General features: G+C 42.8%; 8 protein-coding genes and 1 pseudogene. All 9 read right to left on the bottom strand.

Annotation, left to right across the window (positions count from 1 at the left end):
• Positions 1-435 precede the first annotated feature (435 nt).
• A pseudogene (locus MKX60_RS26535) lies at positions 436-735 on the bottom strand (MFS transporter); the annotation flags it as partial.
• 262 nt (positions 736-997) lie between these two features.
• On the bottom strand, positions 998-1,978 hold the full coding sequence (locus MKX60_RS26530) for an ROK family protein (RefSeq protein ID WP_371916469.1): 981 nt from the start codon (positions 1,976-1,978) through the stop codon (positions 998-1,000).
• 305 nt (positions 1,979-2,283) lie between these two features.
• On the bottom strand, positions 2,284-3,153 hold the full coding sequence (locus tag MKX60_RS26525) for a carbohydrate ABC transporter permease (RefSeq protein ID WP_341061450.1): 870 nt from the start codon (positions 3,151-3,153) through the stop codon (positions 2,284-2,286).
• On the bottom strand, positions 3,150-4,073 hold the full coding sequence (locus tag MKX60_RS26520) for a carbohydrate ABC transporter permease (protein WP_076284357.1): 924 nt from the start codon (positions 4,071-4,073) through the stop codon (positions 3,150-3,152). Before MKX60_RS26520 ends, MKX60_RS26525 begins: the two co-directional genes overlap by 4 nt.
• 74 nt (positions 4,074-4,147) lie before the next feature.
• Entirely contained in the window at positions 4,148-5,551 is a 1,404-nt protein-coding gene (locus MKX60_RS26515) for an ABC transporter substrate-binding protein (RefSeq protein WP_341061449.1), read from the bottom strand.
• 531 nt (positions 5,552-6,082) lie between these two features.
• Positions 6,083-9,886 carry a GH32 C-terminal domain-containing protein gene (locus MKX60_RS26510; protein WP_341061447.1) on the bottom strand — a complete coding sequence of 1,268 codons (3,804 nt, stop codon included), beginning with the start codon at positions 9,884-9,886 and terminating at the stop codon, positions 6,083-6,085.
• A gap of 87 nt (positions 9,887-9,973) precedes the next feature.
• Positions 9,974-10,867: an ROK family protein gene (locus tag MKX60_RS26505; RefSeq protein WP_339245972.1), complete on the bottom strand. Its 894-nt coding sequence runs from the start codon at positions 10,865-10,867 to the stop codon at positions 9,974-9,976.
• A 21-nt stretch (positions 10,868-10,888) separates the two neighbouring features.
• Positions 10,889-12,370 (bottom strand): glycoside hydrolase family 32 protein, encoded by a 1,482-nt coding sequence (locus tag MKX60_RS26500; protein WP_076298180.1) that lies wholly within the window; start codon positions 12,368-12,370, stop codon positions 10,889-10,891.
• A 130-nt stretch (positions 12,371-12,500) separates the two neighbouring features.
• The gene (locus MKX60_RS26495) at positions 12,501-14,111 is read right to left on the bottom strand and encodes an ABC transporter substrate-binding protein (RefSeq protein WP_341061445.1); all 1,611 of its coding nucleotides are present in this window, start codon (positions 14,109-14,111) and stop codon (positions 12,501-12,503) included.
• Positions 14,112-14,125: the final 14 nt, after the last annotated feature.

Raw genomic sequence — 14,125 nt, 5'->3', positions numbered from 1 at the left:
AATTATAAGCGCTATAAAAAATGAAACACCCCAAGCTATTCCGCCTGTAACGGAATGATTTGGGGTGTTGATTACTTGTATGATAAATCTATATAACCAAGGGGAGCTTGTTAGCCCCTACTTACCTTCAAAAGGCTAACCTTCCTCATTCTAGTATAACTATGCAATTGAAACGATAATGTCTTTGTACTATCAAAAAAGCATTTGATCTAGGATCAAATGCTTTTTACGTTGCTCCTTGATTATTCAAACAGATCATTCACGGAACGAATAGGCTTCACATCCATCGATTCCTTCGATGCGGCTAGATTCAAATACACTCCTACCCAGATGATTGCGCATAAAATGATATAAACCATCTCTTTATCCCCTCCCTTGCGTGGGTTTTATCAGCAATCTATTAATCGTCTCTGTACTCAAAAACATCAATGTTAGTAGGGCAAATACTATGAACCAGAGCATCGATGGAGCAATGAAAAATCCAAGTAGCGCAACCGCAGTAAGGAAACAACTGAACAATGTGATTCTACCCGTACCCAGACGCTCGGCCATCCTTTTGCTGAAGAGACTGGACACGATGGTCCCTCCCGCAATGATCATGGACACGATACCTGCCGAGCCAAGAGATGAACCAATCTCGGGCCAGATAACGGGCCATGCCGAGCCGAGTAAAGAGTCAGGAAGTCCTAGACTGATAAAAGCCAGATATATAATAATCAAAAACCAGGTAGACAAGCATGCTTCCCCCTCGTGATAAAAATGATTCGTTGCACGCGTAAAGAAATACATTTATACACTTAATAAATATACTTTATAAAGTCTATGTATGAAGTATGCGATATAAGCATTCCTTTGTCAAGCAACCCATTCACTGATCTGGAGCTGTATCATTAGTGTGCAGTGCATATCAGCAATTGGATCAATACTCATATTGATCACCTAAAAAAAAGAGGCTTGTCCCATAAGTCATTCATCTCATGACTTATGGGACAACCTCTTAATGGAGCTCGACCAAATCCGGCTCCAATGACTTCAATGTCAACCAGCGCAGGCCGGCCTCGAAATCTTCTTGAAATGTATCTTGCATAACAATCTGTGGATAAATGGGCATTGGATGTCGAAGCTGATAAGCTTCCCAAGCAGATGTCCAGATTTCTAATTCCACCTTATCCTGATATATTACAATTTTGTCCGGAGCAAGAACAGCATTCAGGGTTTGGATAATCCGGCAGGTAGTATCGATGAACGTGTCCTTGCCCATCTCGAGACTCCAGTCAGGCATGTCGGGCAGGAATTTTATTTCCCCTGACATACCCTGATTACCTTTAAGGATCTTTCCATTCAGATAGATACCCATGCCAGGTGGGTACCTGTTTGGAAAGTAAAGACCGAGCAAGTACTGTTCTTCTTCCTCTCCCTGGTTCATGCAATATCCGCTGATAGCTGCATTAACGTCATTTTCAACCAAGATAGGCAACTCAAATTGTTGCTCAATCTCTTGAATCATCCGTGAGCCAGTCAGCTCATGGTGGCTGCTGACTTTAATTTCGCCGTTGACAACCTGTCCCGGAATGCCTATGCCAATAACCTTGATAGAAGGATACAAGGCTATAGAGTGTTCAATAATATCACAAAAAAATTGTCTTTCGAAGACTGGAATGATATGTTCATCCTTCGCCAGAATCTCGTTCTCCAAATTCACAACGGTGGCTGAAATCAGTACCTGTCCCTCTTTATCCTTCAGATAAATAACCAGCCCGAGGCTGAAGTTGTAATTGTAGCGATAAGTTTGTGCTGGCCTACCGCCGTTTGATGGTACAGTCAAGTCTTCGAACAGCTCACCTAACTCGTGCAGCTCCTTGACTAATGAGTTTACTGTTACGACGCTCAGTTTGGTCAGTGCTGCCAGCTGGGGTTTGGTGGCTGTATTTATACGTTTCATCACTTGACGAACGTTGTTAAGGTTAATTTCCTTCATTAAGTTGGCGTTTGCTGTTCTCATAAGCCCCCCTGCTCGATGAACGTATGGATCAATTCATCAGGTATTCCTTTTAAGTATGATTGTACCTTAATGTCGTCTAGTTTTCATCTTCATACCTTAAATACGACAGTGTTAACTATTATATCTCGGGGTCCATATTAACAAAAAAGCAACCTCCTTGTTGGCAAGTTGCTTGTAAAACGACTCTATCGTGAATCTCTAATTATCATCTAAATTAACGATAGCGCCCGATGGAAATTAAATCCTCCATGTCTTCAACTAGCTATCTTTAGCCATTAGAGTTAATTCTTCAATCCAGTCAAAGTGATTCCTTCTACGAAATATTTCTGACCAATCAGATAAAAAATGACACCCGGCACAAAGGACATGCACGTAGCCGCCATCGTCAGTGACCAGTCCTGCTTGAGTTGGCCTCTAAAAGCGGTCAGTCCCAAGGCTATCGTATACTTATCGCTTGAGTTTATATAAATCATCTGTTGAAGTAGATCGTTCCATAAACCGATAAAGATAAATAATGCGACGACGATCATTGCAGATTTAATTGCCGGTATAATAATACTGAACAAAATACGGAAATATCCAGCACCATCGATCGTTGCTGCTTGATCAAGCTCTCTCGGAATAGACATGATAAACTGCCTAATCAAAAAGATATTAAAAGCGCCACCGCCACAGAAATAAGGCAAAATCAATGGTAGATAGCTATCATGGATTCCTAAGCCCCTCGTCCACCCAATATATAGCGGAATGAGTGTAACCATTGCAGGTAAAAGCATCGAACCGACACAAAGTGCCCAAATCAATTTTTTGCCCCAAAAGCGCAGCCTTGCAAAGGCATAACCGCATAAAGTGGCTGTAAAGGTTCCTGCCAAACAGGCGGGTACAATAATAATCATGGTGTTCCATAAATATTTCCAAAACTTAAATATCTCTAGCGTTTCTCCATAGTTTGAAAACAACCAATTTCCTGGCAGCAGTGAAGGTGGATATTTGTATATCTCGGCATTCGACATGAGCGATGTGCGAAATATCCACCAGATCGGAAAGAGCACGAGTATAGTAAAGAAAATGACAGCGACAAACGAGATCAGGTTCATCCATTGAGTATTACGTTTTTTGCTCTTTAATCTTCCGTATGTGGCTACACTCATTTGTCATCGCCTCCTTCATTAAAGATCCATAGGTTGGAGGTTTTGAATAATACACCAGTAAAGCCTGCAAGAATAACAAAAATAACTAACGTTGTCGCACAAGCATACCCTAACTTGTAATTTACAAATGCTTGATCATACATTAGATAAGTCAAAAAACGTGAAGAATTACCCGGTCCGCCATTAGTTAATGCAAGAGCCGGCGTAACGATCTGGAGATTAGCAATTAAACTCATTAACAAATTGTAAAAAATAATGGGTGACATGCATGGCAATGTGATGTGCAAGAATCGTTTCCATCCGTTGGCACCATCCATTTCAGCCGCTTCATGATAGACGCCCGGAACATTTTGAAGTCCAGCTAAGAAAATAACAATTAAGTTTCCTGATAACCAGATCGATATCAAGGATAGAGAAGGAACTACATAGCTGGAATCAGCGATAAAAGAAACTTTGTTTAAACCAACTTCGGAGAGCAGAAAGTTGAAAAAGCCAAAATTAGCCTCGTATAGCCAGGACCATCCTACGTATATTGCAGCTGCCGGCAAAACGTATGGAACATAGAAAATCGCTCTAAAAAAACCTCGTGCCGGAATTTTACGATTCAGAAGCATTGCGATAAAAAGTGAATAAATCATACTTCCAACTACTGATAAAATGGCAAAGTAGATCGTCGCTATAATAGAATCTTTAATATAAGGATCGGTGGTAAATAGATTTATGTAATTCTCGATGCCCACGAATTTGGGTTTCGCCAATCCTGTCCAATTCGTCAAGCTGATCCCTAGCACCCCAACAAGAGGCAGATACGTCAGAAAGATCAGCCCGAGGAAGGCAGGAATCAACAGGATATACGCAACGCGTGCCTCACTTGAATTAATGCGTGAACGGCGCTTCGGAGATTTATTAATAGTTTCCATTTTTCTCTCCCCACCTGATGATCAAAATATGGCCGCCGCGTGTGTGAGCATAGCAGCGGCCATCCTTCCAGACCTTAGTTACTACCTTTATTCGTAGCTTTCAAAGCATCGAGGTTTTTCGTGATAGCATCCTTAGCGGTCGTCTTTCCAGTCCACACATCCCCTAGAATCGATCCAAGCAAGGTGTTAAACTCCGTCGTATGATTCGTATAGAACCACGATGCTGGTTTTACAGCAGAAGATTGGGCATAATCAACTACTGCAGATTTGTATTCTTCATAAGCAGGGAAGTTAGGGTTCTCCACCCATTTACGGGTAAGGGTTTCATCCGTATACCATTTTTCCAGCGTCGGCATCCAGATTCCTGAACTAATGAGTCCCCAGTTATTTTCTTCAGAGTTGTACCACTTCAGCCATTCCATCGCTTCTTTTGGATGCTTAGTCTGGGAGAACACCACATTGGCTCCACCCGTGTTGAGGGTAACCTTATCCTTCATGTAAGGCAATACAGCAACGCCATAGTTCAGGCCTTCTTCCTTGGCCTTATTCAGACTAGTTCCCACGTTCCACGCACCGTTAGTAGCCATGGCGACAGTTCCCGCGATAATGGTTCGTTGAATACCATCATCAGTCTGTCCGACAGACAACGGAGCAACATGATCCTTCAAGTAAAGATCTGCAACCTTCTGAATTCCCTCGATACTGGCGTCTTCTCCAATTCTCACCTCAGTCCCATCACCCGAATAGAACCCTCCACCATTACCAAGCGCCCAGGTCTCGAGCTGCCATGGTAAGTTCTCAACGGATGCGCCAAACTGAACAATACTCTGCTCATTAAAGCCACTCTCATCAGGATGTTTACCATTTTTATCAATGGTCAGCTTCTTCGCTGTTGTTACAAATTCGTCCCATGTCCACGCTTTATCCAAAGCAGCTGGAGGATAGGGTACATTGGCTTTGTCGAACATGTCTTTGTTGTAATAGAGGAGTAAGATTTCATTGGCAGCCGCATAGGCTACGGTTTTCCCTTGATATTTGTAAGCTAAGCTATCCAGTGGTTTGCTGTCGCTTCCTTCATACATTGTATTCACATCATTCAGCATGCCTTGGGTAGACCACTGAACGACACCATCTTCCCTGAGCATCCCTGTATCAGGCAATTGCTCTGCCGTTGCCATTGTATTCAGCTTGGTCATGTAGTTTTCCCAAGGGATCGCTTGTACTTCTACTTCAACTCTGTCTTGAGAAGCATTAAACTTATCCGCCACTCCCTGGGTTACATTTCCCTCTTCCGCACTTCCCCACATCGAATAGATAATCTTGACCTTCTCCTCAGGCTTGGAAGTTGCATTCTCGGATGCTTTAGGTGCATCAGTTGCCTTGGTTGCTGTGTTTTTCTCGTCTTTCGCACACCCAATGACACTTAATGCTAGTGTAGTTGAAAGAATACCTAGCCCGAATACTTTACCTACTCTCAATTCCCTCTCCCCCTTCATAATTACTTAGATATGTCTAACCGTTTGACCCCCTAAGTAATTGAGTTAAACGTTTAGTACCAACTTTTTTAATAATTTCAACCTTTGCTTCGAATCCGAAATTTTGACCAGTTGATACGACATTTAATATCGTGATTTTTTTAAAAAAAGTGGTATAGAGTATTCATGAACTTGGGATGTTTTTATGAAGTAAGCGCTTTATTGATATTGTGTCATGATTTTCCATTAGGGAAAATAGCATTTTTCAACCTGATTTTTAAATATTTCAACTTTAAAGATTCATCTCTTTCATAGCGGCAGAATCAGCGGATCAAAATATTCACTTGCAGCAACGTTAATAAGCAGAGCCGCACTCCTACCCCAACGGGAGAAGCACTGCTCTGCTTATTTAGCATTTTTACACATAAGCTGCTATATGCGATAAGTGAAACTCGTAGTTTCAATCTTAAGATCGACTTCTTAAGAAGAGCCGCCAATTTTAGCCGCTCTCCCATTAGTTCCATCATTCTCATGTTAATTCGTAATTACCCATTTTTGCCGATCAAGAGTAGGATCAAATTCGCTTAGAGACAATGTTGTTCCATCCGCTGATACTTCCAGCGCTTTCTTATGATGAGCAGAAATAATACTTACGGTACCATCATCATTTTTGTGAAAAATCCAACGCTGATTGTTATATCCGAGATAATGGTATAACTGAATTTTATTTTGCCTTGTGTCTAGATCAAGCGCCTGACCGGCTGTTGTACGAATGGAATAGGAACCTGCATCATCCCCCGTCGGCACGATCACCCACTTCTGATCCGTAGAATCATTCGCATCCTTCAGGGTAACAGCTTCACCATTTGCAAGATTTGCTGTATAGAGAGATTTGTGTAGTTTTGCATTTACTAGACTGGATGTGGTCAAATTGGCAGGTGTTTCTCCGCTCACGTTAACGTTTTGATATGAAGCATATCCGCCAAATACATGTAATCCAAAGCGACCTTCTGCAAAAGTGCCATCCTGCAGGTCGATCACTTTCTGCCCGTCCACATAAACTACAATATGCGGGCCCTTCGCTTCGATTTTTACTTTATAGGTTTGACCTGGCTGAATGAACGTCGGAACTTTCGCCAGTATTTGACGCTCTTCAAAACGGCCTTCGATTTTATAAAAGAGACGTACGGACTTCATATTCGGATCCAGATTTAAGTAGTATCCGCTGCGTCCATCTTCGCTGGCGCGGAACAACATAGAGCCTGCTCCCCCGGATTTCCCTAACATCATATCTGCTTCATAAGTAAAGTCTCCAGCCTGCTTCGCTGCGATATAATTCGCGTCACTCAAGTAATTTCCACGAATTCCATTTTCACTAATGACCCAAGAGGCTGCAGAAAGATCTTTAGTCCATCCACCTAAGTTCGTATGAAATTCACCATCAGTTACCTTAACTAATACGCTTGTTGATGTCTTCCCATTTGGAGTAGAGACAGTAATGATAGACTCGCCTTCTTTTTTTCCTACAATGGTTGCCTGTGAGTTATCTGCCATGTTTAGTTCAACTACATCTTTGTTACTGGAATTCCATTTCAGCGGCTGTGCACCATTGCCTGTTCCATTCTCTACCATTGCCAAGAGTTTGTCGCTTTGCCCCTTGCTCAGTTCACGATCATTTGTATCCATCATTATCTTGGTAGCGGAATTGGACTCCTGATTCCATACAGAGCCTAACCGATTCACCTTCAGAGATACGACCTTTACGTTGCCTCCATTGGTGTAAAAGCTCAAAGCTCTGCTGGCTGGATCCGGAAAAATGACATCAGAGAAAACGACTTTACCGTTGTTGCCAAAAACCTCAACAGAAGACTCGTCTACAAGGATACGCATCTTAATACGCTTATTCTCCGTTTGCATTGACGCTTCATGTCTTGTACTAAATAAACTCGAAAAATCCGTCAAACCAGATGCAGACCGATCCACGAAAATCTGACTCTCACTAGGTTTATATCCAACTACCGTTTTCTGACTTCCACCTACACGAACGTTAAAACCAAATTCACTTACCTGACTGTCTGCAGGAATTTCTACTTCAGCTTCAATCTCGTATGCACCAGAAGTAACGCCTTTCAGTAGGTTCTGAGAAGAAGGACTCACCACTTTATTAGCTGTAGAATACAGCTGACTACGCAGCGATTCCAACTCTTTGATTGGGCTTTGAACGAGCTGAATCCCATTTTTAGTCGTTACTAATGAGACTTCCCTTGGGATTGACAGTACGCCCTTCCAATGGTTCGTTGGAAAAGCAAACGGATAGTCCCAGTTTGTCATCCAAGCCATCATTACACTGCGATGATCTGGCATGTTCGAAAAAGACATTGATGCATAGAATTCTTTTCCAAAATCAGTTCGCAATACTATGCCTGCCGGATTATCATTAACGAATTTACCTTCCGCTGTTAAATGACCCACAAAATATTCAGCATCTGATCCGCCTGTTTTTGGATTCGCTCCTGTACTAATCATCAGAACCCATTTCTTCTGTGATGTTCCGTCTACCGAAAGTTGAAGCAAATCTGGACATTCCCATACACCGCCGCGAACATAATCCCCGTATCCCCAACTATCTGTCAGGGTCCAATCAAGTAGATTCGTTGAAGTAAAGAAACGAATATGATCTCCACCGGATACAACCATTACCCACCTGTTATTGTCGTTATCACGAATCACTTTCGGATCACGGAAATCCCAACCTCCAGGCTCATCTCCATTATCGCCGGGATTTCCAATAACAATTGGACGTTCCTTGGAATATTCCCAAGTACGACCTTGGTCCTTGCTGTATGCAAGACCGATACGCTGATTCCCATTCGGGCCATCGGGATTATAGGAAGTGTAGTAGGCAATTAGCCCCTTACCTCCTGAATCCCCGAACAAGCCTGATGCATTCGTCAAATCTGCCACAGCCGGTCCAGACCAGACATGTCCATGATCATTCCACGGTAGCGCAATCGGAAGCCACTTCCAGTTCAGCATATCTTTACTGACAGAATGTGCCCATGTGCCTCCGTCCTGATGGAATAGATGATATTCTCCTTCGAAATAGACCAGTCCATTCGGATCACTTGCAGAACCACGAATTGGCGTATAGTGATATTGAGGACGATATTTTTCATTATAATAACTGCTAGCATCCGTCACATAAGTATCCTGGAAGTAAGCCGTTCCTTGTTTAACGACGATTCCTGCATATCCATCGGTGTAGGTTTTATCTGTTAGATCGATTGCAGCCGGGGTGTATCCGTCTAGGAAGACCTGAATTCTGTTTCCACTTGCCTTTATCTCTACGTGATGTTTTGCTCCGGTCTGACTTGGATAGGTATGCTGTGAACTTGCAATGTCTGTTCCGTTAGCTTTCGTCAAGCTTACACGGACCTGATTTCCTTCCTTCGTAAGGGCAGCTTCATATCCCTTTGTTCCATCAGCCGATGAACGAAAGGCGAGCGCTGCAACAGAATCAGGACGAAGAGATATATTTCCTTCATATACAAAATCAGCAGCTTTTTTGTTATAAATTTGCTGTGACTTACTCTGGTTTACTACCATTCCTTTTTTGCCGCTGATATTAGGCTGCCATTGTCCTTGATTTGTAACCACAGCACCTAGATTTCCTTTCAGATCACTTACGATTATGTTTTGGAACAAAACAGAACCATCCCATACATTGAGTCCTAGCTTACCTGTACGATACGCGTTATCCTGAACCTCAATTACAGGTTTATATGCATTGTCCCAATATACTTTCAGCGATGACCCCTCTGCTTTCACCTTGAGATGATAGATTTCGCCTACCTTGACTGTAACTATTCGCTCCTCTTTTAATTTCCCTTCACCACCACTTGCGTCTTGTAAACGAATCATACCTGCATTCGGTACGATTTGGAGCATGTAGGAACCCCAGCCATCTTCATTAGAACGGAACAATAAGGTCGCGTCAGCTTGCATATCCTTGATCATGACGTCAGCTTCATAGATAAAATCCTCTGACACCGTTTCGGAGATTGCCATTACATTTTCTTTTGGATCGGAAGACAGTAAGATTCCTTCAGGAGTATCCACCAAGTTACCTTTTCCTTTTATTTGCCAACCTGTCAAATTCGCATTTGTATTGGTTACGCTTTCAAAAATAGAAAGTCCCTCCTTAGCTCGTTTGCTTACCTCCTGTTCAGCGAGCGCAGCCCATCCAGTCCCGGGATTTGCTACATAAATGCCTGCTGAAGTCATTACAAGTCCTGTTGCCATAAGAAAGCATATTGCGACTTTTCCTTTATTTCTCATTTTCTTTGCCCTCTTTTTCTATCATTAATATTGAAAAACAAGAAGGAGGCCAATTCATTACTGCACTGACCTCCTCTATATATTCTTTTACAATTGAGCAGAAATCTGACTTTCCAGTGCTGTGAGTCCAAGAGCCAGAGCACCGCATAATCCCGCCTGTTGGCCTAGTCCTGGTGGAACGATATACTCATCTATGTGTTCCAAAATAGTACTTGAGCTGACATAGCCGTTCAGGTTCTGAAGCACAGCCTGACGGATCAGTGGAAACAATTGTGACTGCTGCATAACACCACCACCCAGAATGATTTTCTGAGGAGAGTTAAGCAATATAGCACCCGTAATCGACTGTGCAATATAAAATGCTTCCATTTCCCATGCAAGGTGATCCATAGGAAGTTCATGGCCCTTCTTCCCCCACCTTGCTTCAATAGCAGGACCTGCCGCCATCCCTTCTAGGCAGTCCCCATGATAGGGACATCCCCCTGGGAATACATCGTCAGGATGGCGTCTCGTAAGAACATGACCCCCTTCAGGATGCACAAGACCATGTATGAGTTTACCTTCTGAATACACTCCCACACCAACACCCGTGCCAACTGTATAGTACAAACAGCTGGATAACCCTTGGGCAGCGCCCCATTTGGCTTCACCAAATGCCGCTGCATTGACATCCGTGTCCCATCCAAAAGGAACCGAAAAATTTCTTTTCAAAGTGCCCAGCATATCGTAATTTCCCCACCCTGGCTTTGGTGTTGTTGTAACGTAACCATACGCCCTGCTATCTGTGTGAATATCAATCGGACCAAACGATCCAATTCCGATAGCTTCTACTTGCTTGCCTTGAAAATATTGAATAACTTTAGGCAACGTCACCTCAGGATGTTCTGTTGGGAAACTAATCTGATCTTCAATTTCCCCATTTTCATTCCCAATGCCACATATAAACTTCGTCCCGCCAGCTTCAATCGCTCCTATACGCATATACATGACTCCTCTCGATGACTAATTCTTGTCTTGCTCAGCAGAGGAAGTAAGCTCATAGATATCCAAGGAAATCAGCAAGTCATTCTCATTTTCTGCAAACACAGCTATACCTTTAGATTCTAGTCCAGGGAATATAAGATCCGTAATCACTGCCTGACCACCATTACTGAACGCCTCAACTGAAGAGCGATCCACAAAAATACGGAGATCATTTGACTCATCAAGCGCTTCGAGCTTGGCTGAATGATGTCCTACGAAATGTTCGTGGAAATCATGCTGACCTGAAGCCATCCGATCTACATAAAGCTCCTCTGTCTCACCGTTAATACCGATTATTGTTTGACTATCCGCACCTACTCTTACTTTGAAGCCTACAGATTTACCTCGAGTGAACTCAGCTATAATCTCATAAGATTCCAAGTGAATCTCCTTAAGAAGAGTATTGATTTCTTGCACCGTTGCAGCTTTCACAGAAAGGACTTGTACACGAGCAGATTCCAACTCTTGTACCGGCTTCTGCACAAGAAAGATCTCCCCTTGTCTTGATTCGAGTTGAAGCTCCCTTGCAATCGTCATCGCGCCGCGGAATTCTTCTGCCGGCGTCTTGTTAGCATACATCCAGTTGCTCATCCAGCCGATAAATAGTCGTCTTCCATCTTCAGCCGGTATATCAGACCAGCTTACACCTGCATAATTATCTCTTCCATAATCAATCCAGCGAACTTTTATCGAATCTTCATCTGGCGTGAACACTTCTCCATCAAAATCCCCTGTGAAATACTGAGTTCTTGACCCTTCCACAAAAGCGGGATCCGCACCGATGCTCACAAGCATCACCCATTTCGTGTTCGAATGATCGCCATCAATAGCAAGTGGGAACAAGTCTGGGCATTCCCATACCCCGTCATGAGAACCGATTCCGTTACCAAATTCGCTGGCATATGTCCAGTTAATTAGATCAGGAGAATGATATAAACACACCGTTTGACCACAAGCTACAATCATCACCCATTGATTCGTATCTTGATTCCAAAATACTTTGGGGTCACGGAAATCAATGAATGTATCATGTTCAAGTACCGGGTTTCCTTCATACTTCGTCCAGGTTCTTCCGTTATCTTTACTGTAGGCCAAGCTTTGACGCTGAATGGCTGGCTTGCCTTCTGGCATATCCAAATGATGCGTAAAAATCGCTACTAAACCTGGTTTACCTTCAAAAAATCCAGTCGTATTATTCCAGTCAACTACAGCACTGCCGGAAAAAATCATACCTAATTCATCTGGAGCGAGAGCGATAGGCAGTTCCTCCCATGTAACAAGATCCTTGCTGACCGCATGGCCCCAGTGCATAGCTCCCATGGTCATTCCACCCGGATGGTGCTGAAAGAACAAATGATATTCACCCTCAAAATAAACCATTCCGTTTGGATCGTTCATCCACTTTTCCTTAGGGGAAAAATGATACACACCTCGGTAATTTTGTTTCGCAATCGTAGACATTATTGTTTTCTCCTTTACTCCCGTAATAAGATCTTAGTTCTAAGATCATCTCTCTTTATATAGATGAAGGTCGTGTATAGCAGTGTAACTGCATGGAACACGGCCTTCACCCCACAATATTAATCATTTGTTATTGGGTTGCTCTATCATATCCGCCTTGTTTAATTTGAAGCCATTCTTGCAAGCCCAGACGGTCCAATTCTTTCAGATATTCATCCCACTGCGCTTCGATTTTACCGTTTTGGTACCATTCCGTGCGCATTCTAAGCACGTAGGCAAAAAGATCCGTTTCAATTGTCGTAAGGCGATCAAGCTCTTGAATGGAGTGGAATACACTCGGCATTACGTTTTCTGCTTTCATATTTGGCGCCATGATATTCTTGATAATATCCATTCTGCTTTTGGCATCATCCGGCATGGTTGTGTATTTCCCATAATAAGAATCAAGAATAGCTAGGGGTCCACCGACACTTGTTTTCTCACGTAGTTCTACAGGAGCTGCACCCTCCAGCGGCAAATGTTTCAGCATTCCTTTTTCTTTATCAAATTCGAAAATATTCTGCTGTTTTTCATCTCCATACGTCCCCCAGTTGTTCTGTACAGATTGAATCGGATCGAAGAGTTGATCAACCCATTTCGCTGTCGTTTCCAAGTTCTTATTGGCGCTTGTGACAACCATCTTACCTCTTCCCAAACCAAGCGCGTTCGTTCTTGTTACGTTAACTTCACCATCGGGTCCAGCAAGTGGAGGCATAACTTCATAGCTGTCATTATCTCCGGTGATGTTGGCCTTATCCCATGAGAAGTAAAGTCCGTATTTCTGATCCTTTCCTTTTGCAAGGTAAGTACTCCAGTCTTGTGTGTAGGCTTCAATATCAATGAGTCCTTCTTTATACAGCTCGTTAATAAAAGAAACTGCTTCCTTGTAGTCTTCTTGTGCCGCCGTAAATATCACTTTCCCATCATTGCTCACAACCGCATGGTCAGGGTTCTCACCCAATCCAAACGAAGCAAATAGGAATGCCAGATCTTCTGCTCCCGGCTTGTTAATAAAGGACAATGGAATTTCGTCAGCCTTACCGTTGCCATTTGGATCTTTTGTCTTGAATGCAATTAATACTTCTTTTAATTCTTCCGTTGTTTTAGGCATATCAAGGCCCAGCTTCTTAAGCCATTCCACATTGATCCAAGGCATACTATCTACCGCCTGGATTCTTTCTTTACTGCTACCCAGCTCTTCAATCCATGGAAAGGCATATATATTGCCATCTGGTGCCGTAATCATACTCTTATATTCTGGTGCTTCTTCCAGCACCTTTTTGAAGTTTGGCATATTGTTCTCGATGAGATCATTCAGCGGAACGATGGCACCATCTTTAGCAAGCTTGAGCAGCTCATAGTCACTATAGTCCGCATTAAAAATTGCATCAGGAAGATCACCACTTGCCACAGCCAGGTTTCTTTTTTCAACAAATACGTCTTTCGTGAAATTCTTCCAATTAATATGAACATTCGTCTTTTCTTCAAGACGTTTATTAATCAGTTTTTCATTTGGATCAGTTGGTGCAAGTGGAGAGCTTTGCGTAATAAAGTTCAATGTTACTTTTCCGCTGGCGTCCTGTTCTTTACTAGCTGCACTTCCCCCTCCTCCTCCACCGCATGCACTAAGGAACATAAGTGAAGCAAGTACAGTTACAGAAGCTGCTTTCGTCGAAACTCTTGATTTCTTAATTCTTTTCATAGGGTATGACCTCC

The organism is Paenibacillus sp. FSL R5-0914 (assembly GCF_038004525.1).
Lineage (GTDB): Bacteria > Bacillota > Bacilli > Paenibacillales > Paenibacillaceae > Paenibacillus_AQ.
This window is presented reverse-complemented; position numbering and strand designations above follow the sequence as displayed.

Coding starts and splice junctions, on each gene's coding strand:
- MKX60_RS26530 (WP_371916469.1), bottom strand. CDS start 1,978: ATGAAGGAAATTAACCTTAACAACGTTCGTCAAGTGATGAAACGTATA.
- MKX60_RS26525 (WP_341061450.1), bottom strand. CDS start 3,153: ATGAGTGTAGCCACATACGGAAGATTAAAGAGCAAAAAACGTAATACT.
- MKX60_RS26520 (WP_076284357.1), bottom strand. CDS start 4,073: ATGGAAACTATTAATAAATCTCCGAAGCGCCGTTCACGCATTAATTCA.
- MKX60_RS26510 (WP_341061447.1), bottom strand. CDS start 9,886: ATGAGAAATAAAGGAAAAGTCGCAATATGCTTTCTTATGGCAACAGGA.
- MKX60_RS26505 (WP_339245972.1), bottom strand. CDS start 10,867: ATGCGTATAGGAGCGATTGAAGCTGGCGGGACGAAGTTTATATGTGGC.
- MKX60_RS26500 (WP_076298180.1), bottom strand. CDS start 12,370: ATGTCTACGATTGCGAAACAAAATTACCGAGGTGTGTATCATTTTTCC.
- MKX60_RS26495 (WP_341061445.1), bottom strand. CDS start 14,111: ATGAAAAGAATTAAGAAATCAAGAGTTTCGACGAAAGCAGCTTCTGTA.